Origin of the sequence: Butyricicoccus intestinisimiae (assembly GCF_018918345.1) — a bacterium.
Classification (GTDB): domain Bacteria; phylum Bacillota; class Clostridia; order Oscillospirales; family Butyricicoccaceae; genus Butyricicoccus_A; species Butyricicoccus_A intestinisimiae.
This window is the reverse complement of the sequence record NZ_JAHLQI010000002.1, coordinates 349227-368354: the sequence shown is the minus strand read 5'-3', so window position 1 is coordinate 368354 and position 19128 is coordinate 349227. Positions and strand designations below refer to the sequence as shown.

General features: G+C 52.4%; 20 protein-coding genes. 9 read left to right on the top strand and 11 right to left on the bottom strand.

Annotation, left to right across the window (positions count from 1 at the left end):
• Positions 1–47: 47 nt before the first annotated feature.
• The 3 genes from rpoD to KQI75_RS05225 all read left to right on the top strand — a co-directional run bounded on the left by rpoD (position 48) and on the right by KQI75_RS05225 (position 4277).
• On the top strand, positions 48–1271 hold the full coding sequence (gene rpoD / locus KQI75_RS05235; RefSeq protein ID WP_216469676.1) for an RNA polymerase sigma factor RpoD: 1224 nt from the start codon (positions 48–50) through the stop codon (positions 1269–1271).
• A gap of 16 nt (positions 1272–1287) precedes the next feature.
• The gene (locus KQI75_RS05230; RefSeq protein ID WP_216469675.1) at positions 1288–1776 is read left to right on the top strand and encodes a deoxycytidylate deaminase; all 489 of its coding nucleotides are present in this window, start codon (positions 1288–1290) and stop codon (positions 1774–1776) included.
• A gap of 179 nt (positions 1777–1955) precedes the next feature.
• Positions 1956–4277, top strand: a complete 2322-nt coding sequence (locus tag KQI75_RS05225) for an S-layer homology domain-containing protein (protein WP_216469674.1) — start codon at positions 1956–1958, stop codon at positions 4275–4277.
• An 82-nt stretch (positions 4278–4359) separates the two neighbouring features.
• On the opposite strand, the gene KQI75_RS05220 is transcribed toward KQI75_RS05225, so the two are convergent.
• The 8 genes from KQI75_RS05220 to KQI75_RS05185 form a co-directional block, all read right to left on the bottom strand.
• Entirely contained in the window at positions 4360–4896 is a 537-nt protein-coding gene (locus KQI75_RS05220; RefSeq protein WP_216469673.1) for a nitroreductase family protein, read from the bottom strand.
• A gap of 72 nt (positions 4897–4968) precedes the next feature.
• Positions 4969–5286 carry a hypothetical protein gene (locus KQI75_RS05215; RefSeq protein ID WP_216469672.1) on the bottom strand — a complete coding sequence of 106 codons (318 nt, stop codon included), beginning with the start codon at positions 5284–5286 and terminating at the stop codon, positions 4969–4971.
• Between the two features lie 67 nt (positions 5287–5353).
• On the bottom strand, positions 5354–5905 hold the full coding sequence (locus KQI75_RS05210) for a hypothetical protein (protein ID WP_216469671.1): 552 nt from the start codon (positions 5903–5905) through the stop codon (positions 5354–5356).
• Positions 5906–6243: 338 nt separating this feature from the next.
• Positions 6244–6519, bottom strand: a complete 276-nt coding sequence (locus KQI75_RS05205) for a hypothetical protein (RefSeq protein ID WP_216469670.1) — start codon at positions 6517–6519, stop codon at positions 6244–6246.
• A gap of 45 nt (positions 6520–6564) precedes the next feature.
• Positions 6565–7161, bottom strand: coding sequence for a hypothetical protein (locus KQI75_RS05200; protein WP_216469669.1), 597 nt, complete (start codon positions 7159–7161; stop codon positions 6565–6567).
• 197 nt (positions 7162–7358) lie between these two features.
• Positions 7359–7796, bottom strand: coding sequence for a hypothetical protein (locus KQI75_RS05195; RefSeq protein WP_216469668.1), 438 nt, complete (start codon positions 7794–7796; stop codon positions 7359–7361).
• A gap of 84 nt (positions 7797–7880) precedes the next feature.
• Complete coding sequence (locus KQI75_RS05190) at positions 7881–8567, bottom strand: DUF4367 domain-containing protein (protein WP_216469667.1); 687 nt, start codon at positions 8565–8567, stop codon at positions 7881–7883.
• Positions 8564–9100, bottom strand: a complete 537-nt coding sequence (locus KQI75_RS05185; RefSeq protein WP_216469666.1) for an RNA polymerase sigma factor — start codon at positions 9098–9100, stop codon at positions 8564–8566. Before KQI75_RS05185 ends, KQI75_RS05190 begins: the two co-directional genes overlap by 4 nt.
• 91 nt (positions 9101–9191) lie before the next feature.
• Between KQI75_RS05185 and KQI75_RS05180 the strand changes: the two genes are divergently transcribed.
• The 4 genes from KQI75_RS05180 to folK are packed head-to-tail and all read left to right on the top strand — an operon-like array spanning position 9192 to position 13115.
• A complete protein-coding gene (locus KQI75_RS05180; protein ID WP_216469665.1) occupies positions 9192–10982 on the top strand; it encodes a dihydrofolate reductase in 1791 nt (596 codons plus the stop codon).
• Positions 10979–11467, top strand: a complete 489-nt coding sequence (locus tag KQI75_RS05175) for an HD domain-containing protein (RefSeq protein ID WP_216469664.1) — start codon at positions 10979–10981, stop codon at positions 11465–11467. The genes KQI75_RS05180 and KQI75_RS05175 overlap by 4 nt, the downstream gene beginning before the upstream one ends.
• Positions 11468–11482: 15 nt before the next feature.
• Positions 11483–12307 carry a dihydropteroate synthase gene (gene folP / locus KQI75_RS05170; RefSeq protein WP_216469663.1) on the top strand — a complete coding sequence of 275 codons (825 nt, stop codon included), beginning with the start codon at positions 11483–11485 and terminating at the stop codon, positions 12305–12307.
• Positions 12300–13115 carry a 2-amino-4-hydroxy-6-hydroxymethyldihydropteridine diphosphokinase gene (folK, locus tag KQI75_RS05165; protein ID WP_216469662.1) on the top strand — a complete coding sequence of 272 codons (816 nt, stop codon included), beginning with the start codon at positions 12300–12302 and terminating at the stop codon, positions 13113–13115. Before folP ends, folK begins: the two co-directional genes overlap by 8 nt.
• A 58-nt stretch (positions 13116–13173) precedes the next feature.
• Here folK and KQI75_RS05160 read toward each other — a convergent pair whose 3' ends face one another.
• The 3 genes from KQI75_RS05160 to KQI75_RS05150 form a co-directional block, all read right to left on the bottom strand.
• Positions 13174–14268 (bottom strand): metallophosphoesterase family protein, encoded by a 1095-nt coding sequence (locus KQI75_RS05160; protein WP_216469661.1) that lies wholly within the window; start codon positions 14266–14268, stop codon positions 13174–13176.
• A gap of 324 nt (positions 14269–14592) precedes the next feature.
• Complete coding sequence (locus KQI75_RS05155; RefSeq protein WP_216469660.1) at positions 14593–15588, bottom strand: ATP-binding protein; 996 nt, start codon at positions 15586–15588, stop codon at positions 14593–14595.
• The gene (locus KQI75_RS05150) at positions 15578–16546 is read right to left on the bottom strand and encodes a DnaD domain protein (RefSeq protein ID WP_216469659.1); all 969 of its coding nucleotides are present in this window, start codon (positions 16544–16546) and stop codon (positions 15578–15580) included. The genes KQI75_RS05155 and KQI75_RS05150 overlap by 11 nt, the downstream gene beginning before the upstream one ends.
• A gap of 271 nt (positions 16547–16817) precedes the next feature.
• Between KQI75_RS05150 and KQI75_RS05145 the strand changes: the two genes are divergently transcribed.
• Together KQI75_RS05145 and KQI75_RS05140 are read left to right on the top strand one after the other, a co-directional pair.
• Positions 16818–18041, top strand: coding sequence for a DapH/DapD/GlmU-related protein (locus KQI75_RS05145; protein WP_216469658.1), 1224 nt, complete (start codon positions 16818–16820; stop codon positions 18039–18041).
• Between the two features lie 109 nt (positions 18042–18150).
• On the top strand, positions 18151–19110 hold the full coding sequence (locus KQI75_RS05140) for a ribose-phosphate pyrophosphokinase (RefSeq protein WP_216469657.1): 960 nt from the start codon (positions 18151–18153) through the stop codon (positions 19108–19110).
• Positions 19111–19128 lie beyond the last annotated feature (18 nt).

Here is a 19128-nt window from a genome sequence, read left to right as displayed (position 1 = left end):
ATAAGATCAGAAGCAATACATGATAAATTTATTTGGAGGCTTAAAGAATGACACAGGACATGGATGTAAAAAAGCAGACAGCCATCAAAGAGCTTATCGCTTTGGGCAAGAAGAAGGGCAAGCTCACGCTGAAGGAAATGTCTGATGCGCTGGAGTCCATCGACATGGAGTCGGATGAGCTGGATAGACTATATGAGGAGCTGGAGAAGGCAGGCATTGAGCTGCAGGGCGCTGAGGTTCTGGCCGCTCCGGCAGAGTCCGAAGAAGAATTTTCTGAGGACGCCGTAGAGGAAGTAACCAAGGAAGAACTGGAAGATACCGAGTCTCTCGCAGAAGGCTTCGCGATTGATGATCCGGTGCGCATGTACTTAAAGGAGATCGGTAAGGTCGATCTGCTGACGCCGGACGAAGAAGTTGAGCTGGCGAAGAAGATGCAGGCGGGCATGGAAGCCAAGGAAAAAATCAAGGAGCTGGACGAACGCCAGCGCAACGGCGAGCAGATTGACGAGAAGGAATATCAGGCACTGCGCAAGGCAATTCGCGGCGGCGAAAATGCAAAGAAGCGTCTGTCGGAGGCAAACCTGCGACTGGTTGTTTCCATTGCAAAGCGTTATGTCGGCCGCGGCATGCTGTTCCTTGACCTGATTCAGGAAGGCAATTTGGGTCTGCTCAAGGCAGTAGAAAAGTTTGACTGCACCAAGGGATTTAAGTTCTCGACGTATGCAACCTGGTGGATTCGTCAGGCAATCACCCGCGCCATTGCAGATCAGGCACGTACCATTCGTATTCCGGTGCACATGGTAGAAACCATCAACAAGGTCATTCGTGTATCCCGTCAGCTGCTGCAGGAGCTGGGTCACGACCCGCAGCCGGAGGAAATCGCAGAAGAAATGAACATGCCGGTAGAGCGCGTGCGTGAAATTCTCAAAATCGCACAGGAACCGGTATCTCTGGAAACGCCAATCGGCGAAGAAGAGGACAGCCATCTGGGCGATTTCATTCCGGATGATGACGCACTGGAGCCGGCAGAGGCCGCTTCGTTTACGCTGCTCAAGGAGCAGCTGGTAGAGGTGCTCAAGACGCTGACACCGCGCGAAGAAAAGGTTCTGCGCCTGCGTTTCGGCATTGAGGACGGCCGTACCCGCACGCTGGAGGAAGTGGGCAAGGAATTCAACGTAACCCGTGAGCGTATTCGTCAGATTGAGGCGAAGGCACTGCGCAAGCTGCGTCACCCGAGCCGTTCCAAGAAGCTGAAGGATTTTCTGAACTAAACGGGAGGCGGACACAATGGTTCGGCGCGATAAACAGAATTATTATCTTGATATGGCACAGGTTGCGCTGGAGCGCAGCACCTGTCTGCGCCGCAGCTTTGGCGCTGTCATTGTAAAAAATGACGTGATTATCTCGACAGGCTACAACGGCGCACCGCGCGGACGCGCCAATTGCATTGACCTGAATTACTGCATTCGGCAGCAGCGCAATGTGCCGCGCGGCACGCAGTATGAACTGTGCCGTGCTATTCACGCGGAGGCAAATGCCATCATCGCGGCATCGCGGGAAGAAATGATTGGCTCGACCCTGTATCTCGTTGGACGCGATACGCAGACCGGAGAAATCATGCGCGATGCGGATTCCTGCCCGATGTGCAAGCGGCAGATTATCAATGCCGGCATCAGCCAAGTTGTCATCCGGCGCGACAATGACAATTATGATGTCATTGATGTTGCGGACTGGGTGAAGAACGACGAGCTGCTGGGCGGAAAAATCGGATACTAATACAGGCGAATATCAGAACAGAAGCAGAAAAAACTGCTTCTGTTCTTTTTTTTTGGCTAAAAATGATAAACATAAAATAAAATATAAAGAATAAATTGTGTTGATTGACGGAAAGACGCCGCTCTGATATAATGAAATTTACAGAATGAAACATTTGGCTGAAAGAAGGAGGGAACATTATGAAGTGGTCAAAGAGAGCAGCAGCCGCAATTCTCGCGGGCGCCATGGCAGTATCTATGATGCCGCAGGTTTGGGCGGCGGAGGAAGAAAACAGCCTGCCGGAGCAGGAGACAACGGCACAGCAGCCGGTGCAGGCGGAGGAACAGACTGTACAGCCGGAAACACCGGAAACACCAGAAACACCGGAACAGCCGAAAACACCAGAAACACCGGAACAGCCGAAAACACCGGAACAGCCGGAAACACCGGAACAGCCGGAAACACCGGAGACACCAGAGACACCAGAGACACCGGACAAGCCGCAGCAGGAGCCGGTTGCACTGCGCACGGATCACAGCGCGTTTATGTCCGGCTATCCAAACGGCAAATTTGGCGTCAATGATTCCCTCACTTGGGCGCAGACCAGCGTGGTTTTGTACCAGCTGCTGGCAGATCAGTCGATGGGTGATTTGCCGTGCACCTATACCGATGTGAAGGAGACGGACTGGTTTTATCAGGCTGTCACAACGCTGGCATCGCGCGGCATTTTGACGGATGCGGGCGGCGCATTCCATCCGAATGACACCATCACACGCGGAGACTTTGTCTGCCTGATGGTGCGGCTGGTCGGCGTCGATGAAAACGCGGTCAGCTCGTTCAGCGATGTGGCACAAAGCGACCCGATCTACCCGTCGGTATCGACAGCGGCACAGCGCGGCTGGATCAGCGGATACAGCGACGGTACGTTTCGCCCCAATGCTGCATTGACGCGCGCAGAGTCGGTTGTTGTGTTCGGCCGCGTGCTTGACAGAAAAATGGACACGAAGGTCTTGCAGCAGGCGCAGGATCTGCGTGAGTTTGTCGATGTGCCGGCGAGTCATTGGGCATACGGTGCTGTTTTGGAAGCGTCCATTGACCATGACGGCGCTGCAAATGAAGATGGCACGGAGACATGGAATAGCTACACGCCATCATATCCGATTTCGCTGACGTATTCGGGAAAGACCGTGACACGGAACATCTACCAAGGCACCAAACCTTATCATGTGCCGGAGAAGGATGACGGCGGAAAGGATATAACGCATTGGATGACGCCGAACGGCGTGGTTGCTGACCCGCTTGACCGTCCGGTATCCGCCGCGGCGGCATATGTCGCGTGGTACGCGCCCAAGCTGATGACGGCGCACAACCAGTACATTTCGGGTTATGGAAAGAATCAGTTTGGCCCGCAGGATTCTCTGACGCGCGCACAGGCATGTGCAATTCTGTATGGTTTGCTGACAGACCAATCGTATGGCTCATATCCGTGTGATTTTCCGGATGTTCCGGCAGGCGCGTGGTATGAAAAGGCGGTAAAGACGCTGGCATCGCGCGGATTCGTGGCGACCGGTGAAGCATTTGAACCGAACCAGCCGATGACACGCGCAGAGTTTGTGGAAATGGTTTCGCGCTTGGTTGCATATACCGACAGAGACAGCCAGTTTACCGATGTCGGTGCAGACGACCCGTATTATCATGCCATTGTGACGGCGGCGGCACAGGGCTGGATTGGCGGATTTGGAGACGGAACATTCCGGCCGAATGAGCCGCTGACACGCACGCAGGCCGTGACGGTGTACAACAAGATTTTGGGACGCACCGGAGATAAAACGACCGAACAGCAGATGGATGAGCGCTATACCTTTGGTGATGTGTCCAAGGGCTTCTGGGGATATCAGGCGATTATGGAAGCGGCGACGACGCACACGTACAAGAAAAACGGAGATGCCGAGGCGTGGTCCGAATACACGCACAAGTATACCGAATCGGTTTCGTGGGAGAGCTCGACCAGCGTTGTGGCGGCGTCCAAGATTACCAATAAAATCACGAGCACATACAGCGGAGATTACACGCAAAAATACAATATGGATTATTCTACCGGTCTCAAGGAATCCTATATCAACGGAAAGGGCTATTCCAGCAAAACCAAATATTTGGTTTGGGTGAGCAGACAGAACCAGAAGGTATATGTATTCTCGGGCTCCAAGCAGAATTGGAAGCTCACCAAAACCTTTATTTGCGGAACCGGAAAGGACTCCACACCAACGCCGACGGGCGTGACGTACATCACCTATCGGGAAAAGGGCTGGAATCACGACACGTATTCCTGCAAGCCGGTGGTGCGGTTCTATCCGAATACCGGATACGCCTTCCATTCGCGCCTGTACTATCCGAATTACAACGGACTCAAGGACAAGCGCATTGGTTTCCCGATTTCCGCCGGATGTGTCCGCATGCTGGATACCGATATTACCTATCTGTACAAAAACATTCCAAACAACAGTACGGTGGTCATCTACTGACAACAGAACATTGCAAAATATCAGTAACAACAAAAAAACGCAGTCCGTTATGGACTGCGTTTTTGCTGTATGTACGGAGAAATTAGTCTGCGTAAGAGAGCAAGGTTTCTACATCCTTGCGGCGCGGTGCCTTCGGCTCCTCGTCCGGATAACCGAGGGCAATCAGCGCGGCGATTTCCTGATCCTCCGGAATGTTCAGGTACTTCTCCAGCTCGCGGCGGTGGAAGATACCCATGATGACGGTGCCAAGGCCGTGGTCATGTGCGGACAGGCACAGCGTCTGTGCGGCAATGCCTGCGTCATACATCTGCCAGCCCTCGCCGCGGTCGGTGGTAAACGAACCGTCGCGCTCGTAGCCGGAGCGGTTTTTGATAAAGGTCTGCACGATGAGCATCGGTGCGGTGGAAACCGTCTTTGCGTTGAACGGCGCGTACTCTGCCGCCAGCTTGTCGATGGCTTCTCTGCCCTCTACGACAACGTAGCGGGAAATCTGTGTATTCTTCCAAGACGGCGCATAGGCTGCGTCTGCGATGATTTCTTCGAGAACCTCGTGCGGTACCGGCGTGTCCTTGTAGTGACGGATGCTGCGGCGGCCGCGGATGCATTCTTTTGCGTTCATGGGAAAATCCTCCTTTGATCTCGTTGTGTCATATCCGACTAAATTCAGTATACGACAAAAAGAGAGACCTTGTCAACGCAATTGCGACAGCCTGCGGTACATCACGAGATGTACGACGCTGAGCACCGCGCTGATGATGAGCGAAGCGCCGTGGACGTATAACCAGATGGGATACGCGCTGCCGGTCAGACGCGCGAGCGTGACCTGAAAAAACAGACCGGCGCCGAGAGCAATCAAAAGCAAACCGTGCGTGATAATATCCGGAACGATGTTCGGCGCGCCCTTGGTGAGACCCAAACGGGCGATGCTGCAAAGAACGATTGCCGGAGCGACAAAGGCGAACGCCGACGCATAGCCGAAATACTGCATGAGTTGTGTGAGTGTGTTCATGATACAATGTCCTTTCTGTAAACAAGAGTATCATAAAACAAATCGGGGCAATTGTCAAAACGTGGCGTTATTTTGTCGGCGGCGTTTTGCTCATGTCAACCACGGTGTAGACTTGGGCAGCGGAGCGCGCCTCCGGTGCATGATTTGCGTCGTCCATGTCGGAGACATTTTTGTATTTTTCCACCGTGCCGTCGCAGACCAACTGAACGGTCTGTTCTCCGGTAATCGCAGCGTTCAGTGCAGCTGCGTTAAACTTGTAATTTTCCGGAGAATCGTCCATTTTTCCATATGGCTTGGATACATACTGGAAGGTGGAATTCTCGCCTCGGGTTGTCACGGCGATAAAACCGAAGGCTACCCATGTTTCCGGCAAATCCTCCGGAATCACATAGCAGGTGTACTGCACAAGCTGCTGCGTGGAGCTGTCGTAGTTGTCGCGCAGGGACTGTACGGCATCTTCATCCGTGCCGGCGTCCGTGAGAATCGCTTCTGCGACCTTCGGGCTGACAACCTCCAGCGTGGGATCTTTCAGCTTGAAGTTCTTGGGCTGTCCGCAGCCTGCGAGAAGCACGGCGCAAAACGCCAGACAGATCATCATGGATATACGATTCTTTTTCATAAAAAACACCTCGCTTTGATGCGCTAGAATGCGCTAAAAAATAAAATATTGCAGCATCATCAAAATAAAGGCAATGATAAAGGATGGCAGAAACGGGTCTATGCCTTTGGGGACGAGTTTTTTGCGCAAAATGCGGGAGCTTCCTGTTATAATCAGAGAAAATATCAGTATGCACAATATCTGTTTCCAAGTAAACATAGAAAAACCTCCTTTATGTTACATATATTGTAACAAAATTGGCGCGGGAAGAAAAGACCTTTTTGGGAATCTTTAGAATTGTTAAGAGACAGGCATCCCCAGACACCGGAGTATCTGGGGATAGAGAGATATAGTAGAGATTATTTGTCAAAATCACTGACGGAAAATGTGCATACGGTTTTTCCATCTTCGTCGGTAACGGTGATCTTGTCTCCATCTTCGGTAACGGTATAATTGGTAATTTCTCCGTTATCGGTTTTGAAGGTGATGGCAGTTGGACCCTCTGCCAACTGACTGATTGATGGGACAGAATCCTGGATGGCGGATTTGATTTCTTCTGTAGAAATTTTGTCTCCACAAGCAGTGAGTAGGGTTGCAGAAAGTAGAACACACATTAATACATATGATTTTTTCATATAAAATCCTTTCGCTAATCCTATAGAATAGATAACTGCATATGTTTAAAGTGTAACTGTTGTATATGCGCTAGGTATAGAAATTGCGCCCTGCGCCTGAGATGTTACGGTTACCCAAGACCAACCTACTTTTACTTTTTTTACGCTACTTGGAATAGAGAAAGAGTCGGACATTCCCTGAGCATAACTGGCACCAGTTTTGCTGGAGAAAGAAATAGATGTTCCTTGATATTGGGTATTTCCGGAAGTTGCTTTGCAGATAATATATCCGCCGATACGTGTGATTTTAGATCCGTTTGCGACCCAGTGCATATATTTTTTTCCCTTAGAATCTGTTTTTAAACCAACATGAAAGGAGGAAACAGCGGTAGCCTGTGGAAGAGGTGTGTTTTCTGCAACACGTACGAATACAGGATCGTTGTTTTCGTCCAAATATACTGCTACAGTTATTCCGCCATTTTCCAGATCATCAACAGAAACTTCTGCTTCAGCATAGTGGGAATCTACTACAGGAGTAGTAGGAAAGGAAATATCAGAGTTGGTATCTGAAGAAGATACAGAATCGGATGCAAATGCAACTGTTGAGGCGAGTGTTAAACACGCTAAAATAAAACTTGTGACATTACGAAAAATTCTTTTCATTTTACGCTCCTTTCGATGTAAAGTGTGGGTAGAAATAAATTGCATAAAACAAGTTAAAACGCAGAAATACTAACTAGTATATGTATTTAAGATGGTTTACTTGCTTTCTGTGACTATAGTATTACATATCTTAAAAGAAAAATCAATATATACAATGAATAACAATTTGTATTAAAAATTGTATAATATTAACAAAATTATTTGATGGTACATGTATTTGAATAAACCGTGTTGGATTCAGAAGAATTTCTGTTCCAAACTTTTACAGTGGCGACTGCACGATACGTTCCTTTAGAAGAATTTCTCTTTTGAGAAAGAGTATACGAATTGGAATTTTTACTTCCCGACCATTCTGCGACCTGTGTCCAAGAAGTTCCAGACTTTTTCTGGAGAACCAATTTAATGGAGCATTTGTTCACAGAAGTGTTAGCATTGACCATTCCGTATGCAGTAAGGGTATTGCCAGATACCTTCAACGAACAAGCTGAATAAGATATATACGTGTTGCAAGGAGCAATGGGAGAATCTGCGTCAGAAGTTGTTTCGCTTGCTAGAGCGATTGGTGCTGCGCAGGTCAGCAGGCAGGTGGATAAACAGATGGATGCGAAGATTCGTTTTGCTTTTTGGTTTTTCATAGAAAAACACCTCCTAATTGTTTCTAATCATAGTAACGAATCAGGAGGTGTAAAAGGGACACTTCATATGAAATTTTTAAAAAATTATTTTGAATGGATATTCAGTGCAATTTGCTTTGCATCTTCAGGGGAAAGATGATAAGTAATCAGTGTATAAATAATACTTTCGTGAGTCCAAGAAATAACTGTGGTATGGTCTTTATATGATGAAATAGCTTCTTCTCCATCGATAATAAAATGACTAACGGTAGCATTCTCAGTATCGATGTTATGCGTACCGCCGTTAGAGAACGTTATTAGTTCCTCGTAAAGCGTGAAAGAAGATTCATCTTGTGGATTTTTATAAGCAGTTATTTTCATGAACTCATCTTTCATACACTCATCTTCATTCCGTACCATACCCTCCGGAATGTAGCCGAAGGTGCTTTTCGGAAATTCTGCATCCTCGGCGGCGGTCTCGGAAGAATACGTGATGGACGTGTATTCGCGGAACACCTGAACAATCGTATCAATTACGCCGATGCGGTAGGCGTAGGCGGTGCCGCCGATACACAGGACAACCGCTGCGCAAGCGGCGACATAGCGCAGAATATGTACGACACGATTCATGCGCGGGGAGCGGCGCTGTTCCGCGCGCAGCCGCCGCATTTTGCGCTCAAACCGGCGCGAAAACTTGTGCGGCGGGACTTCCTCCTGCTGCGGCAGCGTGGACAGCCAGAGATCGCGGGCTTCCGCAGCGTGCTGTTCGAGCAGCTCATCTGTCAGCTTCATACGTCCGCCTCCATTTCGTCCAAAAGGGTTTGCAGCTTGGCTTTTGCGCGTTGGATGGTCTTTTTTACGTTGGCTTCTGTCATGCCGAGCAGCTGGGCGATTTCCTTTTCGGAATACCCCGTGTCGTACTTGAGCAGAAGCAGCTCGCGGTATCGGTCGGGCAGGGACGCGATGGCGTGCGCAATGGCAGAGCCTTCGGTCAGCGCGTCGGGTTCCGGCATCGGGTGCGTGTGCGGGATGTCCTCGCACAGCGGAATAAACGGCTTGCGCTTGCGCGAACGGTACAGGTCAATCGCCGTCCTTCTAACTATAGTAACGACGAGCGCCCGCGTTTGGGGACACCGCGGCTGGGAAATTTTGTCCAAAATCCCGATAATCTTCAAAAAAGACTGGTGCACGACGTCCTCGGAATCCTGCGTGTCACCCAAAATCTCGTTGGCAAGGTAAAACATCAAATTGCGGTATGCGTCGTATAAAATCTCGAATTTTTCTCTCTCGGCATCTTCTTCTATCAGCGAAAGATAAATCAGCATGGCATGTCTCCTTCTTTGGTATCAGTATACTACAAATTGGGTGATTTTCCTAGCAAAAGCGCCAAAATACGTGCGGCAGGCGGTTTGTCATATGACGGAAAATATGGTATGCTATACTTCTAGGAAAAAACGGACGGGAGAGAATGCTATGCTTGCGCTGATCGCCGCATTTGCACAAAATAGAATCATCGGACGGGATGGGCGCATCCCTTGGGATATTCCGGAGGAAAAGCATCGGTTTCGGGATCTCACGATGGGTCATGTCATCGTCATGGGCAGACGGACGTATGAGGAAATCGGCGTTCCGCTGCCGGGCAGAGAGACCATCGTGGTTTCCAAGACCAAGAATTTCGATGCGCCGCACTGTGTCACCGTGCCCAGCCTTGGCGCGGCGCTGGAACACGCCGCCGGACGCGATGTGTTTATCTGCGGCGGCGCGCGGCTGTATCAGGAAGCCCTGCCGCTGGCGGATGTCCTGTACCTGACGGAGATTCACAGCGCATATGCGGGCGATACGCAGTTCCCGCAATGGGACGAAAAAGCCTATTCCTGTGTGGAATCGCAGGAGGTACACGGCGCAATTCCGTATACGTTTGTGACCCTGCGCCGCCGTGCCATGCCGTATCAGCAGGCACGGGAGTATATCGCAGGTCTGACCGCGCAAAAGGGCATTATACTGGGTCTGGAGCCTATGAAGCATCTGCTTGCAAGGCTGGGCAATCCGCAAAATCGCTATCCGATTGTGCATCTTGCGGGCACCAACGGCAAAGGCTCTACGCTGACCTGCATCGCATCAATTCTGCGGGCGGCAGGGTATCGCGTCGGTACATATGCTTCTCCGGCTGTGTTTGAGCCGCGTGAGTGCTGGCGCGTAAACGAAACGATGATTTCCGAGACGGATTATGCGCTGTGGATGACAAAGCTCATCGCGTGCTGCGATGACATGCGGAAAAACGGCGAGCCGGTTCCGACCGCATTTGAAATGGAAACCGTGCTCGCGTTCGCGTGGATGGCACAGCAAAACTGCGACATTGCCGTCGTAGAATGCGGCATGGGCGGCAGAGAGGACGCGACCAATATCATTTCGACAACGGCGGTCAGTGTGCTGACATCCATTGGCATGGATCATATGAAATTTTTGGGCGATACCATACAGGATATCGCCCGCGCCAAGGGCGGCATCATCAAGCCGCAGACACCGGCGGTTTTGCAGGGACAAGCGCCGGAAGTGGAACGGGAAATTCGAACCATTTGTCAGCAGCAAAACAGTCCGCTGACCGTTGTACAGGGCGTTTCTGTCACACGGGCAGATGAAAAATCTGTGACATTTGACTATGGAGAAATGCAAGATGTCACGGTGCGGCTGTCCGGCGCCGTACAGGCAAAAAATGCGGCAACGGCCATTGCAGCCGTTCAAAGCCTTGCGCAGTTTCCGGTTACACAGCAGCAAATCCGAGAGGGCTTGCTGCATACCAGCTGGAAAGGCAGAATGGAACAGATTTGTGATACGCCGGTTTTGGTTATCGACGGCGCACACAATCCCAACGCCGCCAAGCAGCTGCGCGAAGAAGCGCTGCGCCGCTGGAAGGCAGGCGGCATTGTGGAAATTGTCGGCGTGCTGGCGGATAAAGACTTCACGGAAGTCGGACGGTTATTGGCGCCGCTGGCAAAGAAAATTTTCACGGTCACACCGAACAATCCGCGCGCGCTGTCCGCACAGGACTTGGCGCAATGCTTCCGGCAGTTTTGTGACGATGTCACACCGGCTGACAGTCCGGCGCAGGCATGGCAACGCGCCAAGCAGGAGCAGCTGCCGGTGCTGGCGTTCGGTTCGCTCTCGTGGCTGCGTGAGCTGCGCGATGCCGTGGAGGAACAGACATGATACACAACATGCAGCGCATACAGGCGATTCTCTCGCACCCGCTGTTTTGCGAGAGCCTGCACAAAATCCAAGAGCTGGAACGGGACCGCATATATTGCAAGCATGGCTTGCCGCATCTGCTGGATGTGGCGCGCATTGCGTCCCTGATGGCAGCTGACCGGCAATTAGATTTGCCGCGCGATGTTATTTATGCGGCGGCGCTGCTGCACGATATTGGGCGCTTGCAGCAGTATCTGACCGGAGAGGATCATGCGGCGGCAGGCATGCGCACGGCGCAGGAGATTTTGCGCGATACGGCGTTTTCTGCATCGGAACAACAGGCTATTTTGCAGGCAGTCAGCAAGCACCGCCGAGGAGATACCGTGCAGCTGCTGGGACGCATTTTGTGTGAAGCGGATGACGCGAGCCGGATGTGCTTTGCCTGTGCGGCGCAGGATACCTGCTATTGGCCGGAACACAGGAAAAATAACACGATTTTGTTATAAAAGAGGGTCAAACATATGATTATTGGAGGAAAGTCGTTTGAAACGACCGGTCACACCTATGTGATGGGCATTTTGAACGTGACACCGGATTCCTTTTCCGACGGCGGAAAATGGGATTCCGTGGATGCGGCACTCAAGCACGCAGAGGATATGATACGGGACGGCGCGGACATTTTGGATATCGGCGGCGAATCGACGCGGCCGGGCTATACGCTGCTGCCGGACGAGAAGGAAATCTCCCGCGTTGTACCGGTGATTGAAGCGGTCAAGAAAAACTTTGATATTCCGGTATCCGTCGATACCTATAAGAGTGCGGTCGCAGAGGCAGCATTGCAGGCGGGCGCCGATCTCGTCAATGATATTTGGGGTTTAAAGTATGATGCCAAGATGGCGGGCGTCATTGCCAAGGCGGGCGTGCCGTGCTGTCTGATGCACAACCGAAAAGAAGCGGTTTATGACGACTATCTGCCGGATGTTTTGGACGATCTGCGTGCGTGTGTCAAACTTGCCAAGCAGGCGGGCATTGCGGACGAACATATCATTCTGGATCCGGGCATTGGTTTCGGCAAAACATTGGAGCACAATCTGATTCTGACCAATCATGTAGAAATTCTGCACGAGCTGGGCTATCCGATTTTGCTCGGCACCTCGCGCAAGTCGATGATTGGACTGACCTTGGATTTGCCAAAGGATCAGCGCGAAGAAGGTACGCTGGCGACAACGGTATTGGGCGTGATGAAGGGATGTATGTTTGTGCGCGTCCACAATGTGCTGGCAAACCGCCGCGCGGTAGATATGACACAGGCAATTTTGCAGTCCGGAGGAAACGGGAATGGATGAAATCCGCATCAAACAGCTGGAGGTATTCGCGCATCACGGCGTCTTTCCGGAGGAAAACCGGCTGGGACAGAAATTTGTCATCAGCGCGGCACTGCGCACCCATCTGCGCACAGCAGGACTGACGGATGATTTGACGCAGTCTATGGACTACGGTGCCGTCTGTGCGGAAATCCAGACATTTTTGACACAGCATACGTTCCAACTGCTGGAAACGGCGGCGGAAAAGCTGTGCGAACATCTGCTGCAAACGCTGCCGCTGCTCGACAGCATTCAATTGGAAATTGAAAAGCCGTGGGCGCCGATTGGTCTGCCGCTCAAGACCGCCGCTGTCTGCATCGAACGCGGCTGGCACATGGCATATATCGCGCTTGGTTCCAACATCGGAGACAGCAAGGGATATCTGGATGGTGCGGTACAGGCGCTGGAGCAGGATGAAACCATGCGCGTGGAACGCGTGTCGGATTACATCGTGACCAAGCCGTATGGCGGCGTGGAACAGGACGATTTTCTCAATGCGGTGCTGTGCGTCAAGACGCTGCGGACGCCGCATGAGCTGCTCGACCGCCTGCACGAAATCGAACAGACGGCGCACCGCACCCGTGAAATTCATTGGGGGCCGCGCACACTGGATTTGGATATTTTGTTCTATGATGAAGAACTGTTCTCGGATGACGTGTTGACAATTCCGCATCCGGAGATTCCCAAGCGGGACTTTGTTCTTCGGCCAATGGCGCAGATTGCGCCGTACTTTGTCCATCCGGTTTATCACAAGACCATAATGCAGCTGTGGGAACAGCTGCAGGCATAAAAAAGGCTGAGAAGCACACGCTTCTCAGCCTTTTTTTGTATCGGTATGGTGTGGACGGTTATTCCGGATCGCGGCCTTCCAGCGCGGCGAGTGCGTATTCCAGTGCCAGCGACAGCTTGGCATAGGTCTGTTCGTCGTGGCTGTTTTCCGAAATCCGGTGCATGAAATCGCGGGTCACTGTGCCGCGCAGACCGTCCTCGTCCTTGTAACGATAGGGATCCTGCATGGCGGCGGATTCATCGAATACCTGCGCGTGCAGAAACGTTTTTCGCAGAGAACGCGACAGCGCTTCCAAATTCGGCTCATACATGCGCGTGCCGGTCAGATGGACAGTTAAGCAGATATGCTCTGTAGGCGTCGGTAGCAGCGGAAAAAGTGCTTCTGCGAGCGCTGTGTCATCGGACAGTCCGGAGATAGACAGCGAGACGTCCTCAAACTGTGCCGTGCCGGACGGATGCAGCGTCAATGCGGCGATGCCCTTGTCAATTTTGCCGGACAGATAGCCCTTGACGCCGGTTTCATTGCTTGCCGTTGCAGAAAAGCAGCCCGGACAGCTCAGTGCAGTTTCACCGATGCGGAACACGCCGCTGAATCGGTGATTGTGACCCAGTGCGATGTAGTCAAAATGGCTGCTGATGACAGCACTCTCGGAAATTGCGTTGTAGCCGCTGTTTCCGCCCAATTCGCCGTGAAGCAGGCAGATGTTCAGCTTAAACGGATCCAGACGCACATCCAGCGGAATGGACGCCTTGTTGTCCTGAAAGGCTGCGCCCCAGATGACGGTGCTGCCGTCTGCCAGCGCAACAGGGGTCAGCGTGCGCGAAGTAAAGACGTGCAGGTTGGACGGCAGCGGCTGTGTCGCATACGGAGAAGCCGCGTGATAATAGTCGTGGTTGCCCGGAGACAGGAAAATCGGGCACGGGCACTTGGATAAAATAGAAAATACCACAGAAGAAATCTGCGGGCGCACCTCCGGCGTGTCAAATAAGTCGCCGGCAATGAGCAGGGCGTCCGCTGCGCTGGAAGCTGCGTGCTCAACCAGTGCTTTGAGTGCAGTCAGCTGTAGGCGGATTGCCTGTGCGGCGCTCTCCGGCGGAAGAAATTCAAATTTTGCGCCGATGTGAAGATCTGCGGCGTGGATAATATTCGGCATGGAAAAACCTCCCAAATTCACAAACCAAACAATAGACTGGTTCTATCTCGTATTATATCAGGTTTCCGCGGCATTGCAAACAAAAACGCAAAACAAAACAGCCATCCGTTTTGGATGGCTGCCTCGTTTTCGCATACGTTTCACAAAATAAAAAGGGGGTAAGAGAAATTCAAAGATACCGGCATATCTTTTGTATGGAGCGAGCGTTTCGTTCCCTCGTTCCATGCTCATAGTATAGCGTATTCGGCAGCGGAAGTTGTGAACAAATAGTAAAACCATTGTTACGATTCTGTGTGTAATTTGCAAAAATTCACAATGGCCGCGTTACAGCCGCTGCTGCTTGCGGATGCGGCGAATATCGCTTCCGATAAAGCGCAGCTGCGTGAACTCGCCCAGAATACGCGATGCAATCGCCTGAGAATAGCGGTTTTCCAGCTCGGCGGGCAGGAGATTGGTGCTTAAGATGGTCGGCTTTCGGCTCATGAGACGTCTGCTGATGAGATCATAGAGGCAGGACGTATGAAAGGAGCTGGGCATCTCGGTTCCCAAATCATCGACAATCAAAAGATCTGCGCTGCGGAATCGCTCGACGGCATGCGCCGCGGCGGCGGGATCGCCGGTGCGGAATTTGACCGCGTTGTATTGATCGAAAATGGAAATGGCGGTGTCGTAGGTCACAGAGAATCCGCGCTCTGTGACCGTGCGGGCGATGCATGAGGACAAAAAGGTTTTGCCAAGACCGGCAGAGCCGTACAGCAGCAGATTTTCGTAGGAGGAACCGAAATGTTCCGCGAAGCTGCGGCAGCGCTGGAGATTCGCCTGCGCCATTTGACGCGGAGAGAGACCGAAGCGGCTGTCCGGCTGCGAGCTGTAGTAGTCCAGCCGGAAGGTCGAGAAGGTTTCTTTGTCAACGGGCAGCAGGGTGGATAAATCCTGTTTTTGAATCTCTGCGGCGCGGCGCTTGACGCAGGCGCACAGCCGGCTGCCGTCGTAGCCGGTGTCGCGGCAGATGGGACAGCTGACGGTCACGGTGAGATAATCTGCCGGATAGCCGTTGTCCAACAATAATTTCCGCTTTTCCGCCTGCAAGGCGAGATTGCGCTGCTTTAACTGCTCGATGGCGGCATCGGTGTTGTTTGATTCAAAGGCGATGCGCATCGCCTTCGCCGCCGTGCCGCGCAGTTCCCGGTCAATTTCTGCTAGACGCGGGATGTCTGCGGACAGCTGATAGCGGCGGCTCTCCGCCTCCGCTTCATAGCGGTCGTGCTGCTGCTCCAGCTGCCGAAGAATGGAAGAAATCAATGCTTTATCATACGCCATGCGGGTCATCCTCCTTTGTCATTGCGTGGAATTCTGCCAGCCATTCACGCTCCCAATCCGCAAGACCGCCGTTCTCGGCTGCCTGCGGCGGTGCAGATGGATTCTGTACCTGTTTGGCGGAAACAGGCTGGCGCAAATCCGGTTCCACAGCGGTAATTTCCGCCGCCGTGTGCAGGCCTTTTTTGTGCCAGCTTTCGAGAATTCCGTTGAGATATTTCCAGCTGAATTTGCCAAGACGGTCGTACATGCGCGTCTTGGCGATGCGGACGGCTTCTGCGTCAAAGCCCTGCCGGATAAACTGCGATAAATAACGGTACTCGTCCGGTGCGGGGTCGCGGCCTGCCATGTCTAAGACGCGAAGCATTTCGTCCATCAAGGGCTTTTCACGCTCGCGCTGCGCGAGAAAAGCGGCGGCGGCATCCGCAGAGAAAATACCCATATCCGCCCAGAGATGCGCCTGTTCATCGATGTCGCGGCGGGAAACGGTTCCCTTGCTGCGGTGCAGATAGGTGAGCAGATCAATGAGAACATCGGCGGGCAGGCCGAGATATTCATATGCGTTCATCAGGGTGCGCGTCTGTGAGTCGGTCAGCGGCCGGCCGAGTACAATCTCTGCGGTTTGGCAGACGGATGCGAAACGGTGATCGTCCTCCCGCTGCGCGCGCATTTCCGAGACCGAATAGCGCGGCGGCACAGCGGAGCGCTCTTGTACAGGCTGTTCGTTGGGCGTGTGGACGAGCCGCAGATTGGTCAGCGTGTGTACGGCGCGGTCGTAGCGGTCGCGCGTCAAATGTAAATCTCGCAGCGCTTCACGCTCGTCAAATGCCTGCCCCTTGCGGACAAGATAGAGATATACCAGCGCACTGTCGCCGTCGCGGCAGGTTAAAAGCGTATCGACAACATCGGCGCGTAAAACACAAAAGTCCCCGCCGGCGGGGATTAGAGATGAAAGAGACATGGGTTCCTCCGGAAAAAAAGTGCCTGCTCCCATTGCACAAATGCGGTGTATTTGTGGAAAAATGTGCAGTTCTGATTCAGTAATTGTCACTGAATGATAATATCTCTATTATATCGTGACAAATGTAATAGTGCAAGGGGAAAGAATTCCGCGAAATTTTGTATATTTTATGATGTTTTTTTTTCAAGAACATAGTATAATAAGATTAAGTATTTTCGTGGGGGTTGTCTGCCCTTTTGACAGCCTCGATTGAAGAAAGGATAGCCTATTCATGTCTTGTGAGAAATTGAATACAATTTTGCTGGGCGGCAGACGGAGCAGGGACGGAAAGTACCCTGTGCAGAGAGAAATTCTGTTTTCCCCGGTCGGACGAATCGTGGCGGACGCATTGCCGGATGCATGCGAGCTGGTCTACGTTCGTCAGGAGAGTGAGACCGAGCTGGAAGGCATTCCGTCCATTGTGTGCCCGGATGACGCAGATTTTACCGAGATGCTGCGCGCCGCTGTGGAAAAGCTCGACGGAGACGTTATGGTTTTGTCCACGCCAATGCCGGACGCAGAGCAGGAGGAGTACGAACGCGTCATTCGCATGCATCGGCAGTCGAAAAACGCCGTCAGCATGCTGACCTGCGGCGCCATGGCGGATACATGGCACTGCGCGGTGTTCCAGATGCACGTGCTCAAGAAAATTTTGGACAGCCATCCGATGTCTCTGACGGAGTCCATCCGCATTGCAGAGAGCATCAGTGCAAAGACGGAGTCCTGCCGCACGGAGGCGCATGTCGCTGTGTACACGGCGTATGATGCGTATTGTGCACAGAAGATTCTTCAGCGCCGCATCAATGCCGAGCTGATGGGCAAGGGCATCAGCATGCTGGATCCGGAATACACCTACGTTTCCCCGTATGCACAGATCGGATACGGCACGACCATTCTGCCGGGCACGATGATTAAGCCGGGCAGCTGGATCGGTTGCGGCTGTACGATTGGCCCGAACACGATTCTCGATTGTGCGTCGATTGGCGATGAAACCAGCGTCAATTCGTCGCAGGTTTACGAGAGCAAGGTCGGCGCCCATGCAACGGTGGGGCCGTTTGCATATATCCGTCCGGGCTGTGAGGTTGGTAACCACACCCGCATCGGTGACTTTGTGGAGCTGAAGAAGGCACATATTGGCGACAACACCAAGGTTTCGCACCTGACCTATATCGGCGATGCCGAAGTCGGTGAGCGCGTAAACTTCGGTTGCGGCACGGTTATCGTCAACTACGACGGATATACCAAGAGCAAGACTGTCATCGGTGATGACTGCTTCATCGGCTGCAACACCAATCTGGTGGCGCCGGTTGAGCTTGGCGACCGCGTATTGACCGCCGCAGGCACAACGGTTACCAAGAACGTGCCGGACGGTGCGATGGCAGTTGCCCGTGCACGGCAGGAAAACAAAGAAGGCTGGAATGACCGCCGCCGTCGCATGCACGGACAGAAAGATTAACGATAAAAATATAGAGCAATAGATACCTGGTTCGATTGAGTTCAGAAGCTGGAACCGAAACGCCACGTGCGTTCGGTAAATTTTTCAGGATGCAGGAGGATAATCCATCATGATATCTCACGGAAAAAACATTAAGATTCTTGCGGGCAATTCGCATCCCGCACTGGCTATGCAGATTGCATCTGCACTGGGACTGCCGCTGGCAAAGTGTACCGTCGGTCACTTCGCAGACGGCGAGGTTTCTGTTTCCATCTCGGAGACGGTTCGCGGTTCGGATGTATTCCTCATCCAGTCTACCTGCAACCCGGTCAATGACAATCTGATGGAACTGCTCGTTATGATTGATGCATGCAAGCGTGCGTCCGCAGGCCGTATTACCGCCGTTATCCCGTATTTCGGCTATGCACGTCAGGACAGAAAGTCCAAGGCTCGTGATCCGATCTCTGCAAAGCTGGTCGCTGACATCATCACTGCCGCTGGCGCAGACCGCGTGCTGACCATGGATCTGCACGCACAGCAGCTGCAGGGCTTCTTTGATATCCCGGTGGACAACCTGATGGGCGCTTCCGTCCTGATTCCGTACATTGCCGGCAAGTTTGGCCGCGGCCGTGATGACGTGATGATTATCTCTCCGGATCTCGGCTCCGTAACCCGCTGCCGCAAGTTCTGCGAGAAGCTGGATTATCGTCTGGCGATTATCGACAAGCGTCGTCCGCGTGCGAACGTATCCGAGGTTATGAACATCATCGGTGATGTAAAGGGCAAGACCTGCATCCTGAGTGATGACCTGATTGACACCGCCGGCACGCTGTGCCACGCAGCTGAGGCGCTGATTAAAATTGGCGGCGCAAAGGAAGTATATGCTTGTGCATCGCACGGCGTTCTGTCCGGTCCGGCTATCCAGCGTCTGGAGGAGAGCCCGATCAAGAAGCTGACCCTGCTCGACACCATTCCGCTGCCGGCAGAAAAGCGCAGCGATAAGATTGAGCTGCTACAGGTTGCTCCGGTATTTACCGAGGCAATCGCACGCATCTACGAGGAATCTTCTGTTTCCCCGCTGTTTGACTAAGTAGGAATTAAAAATGGG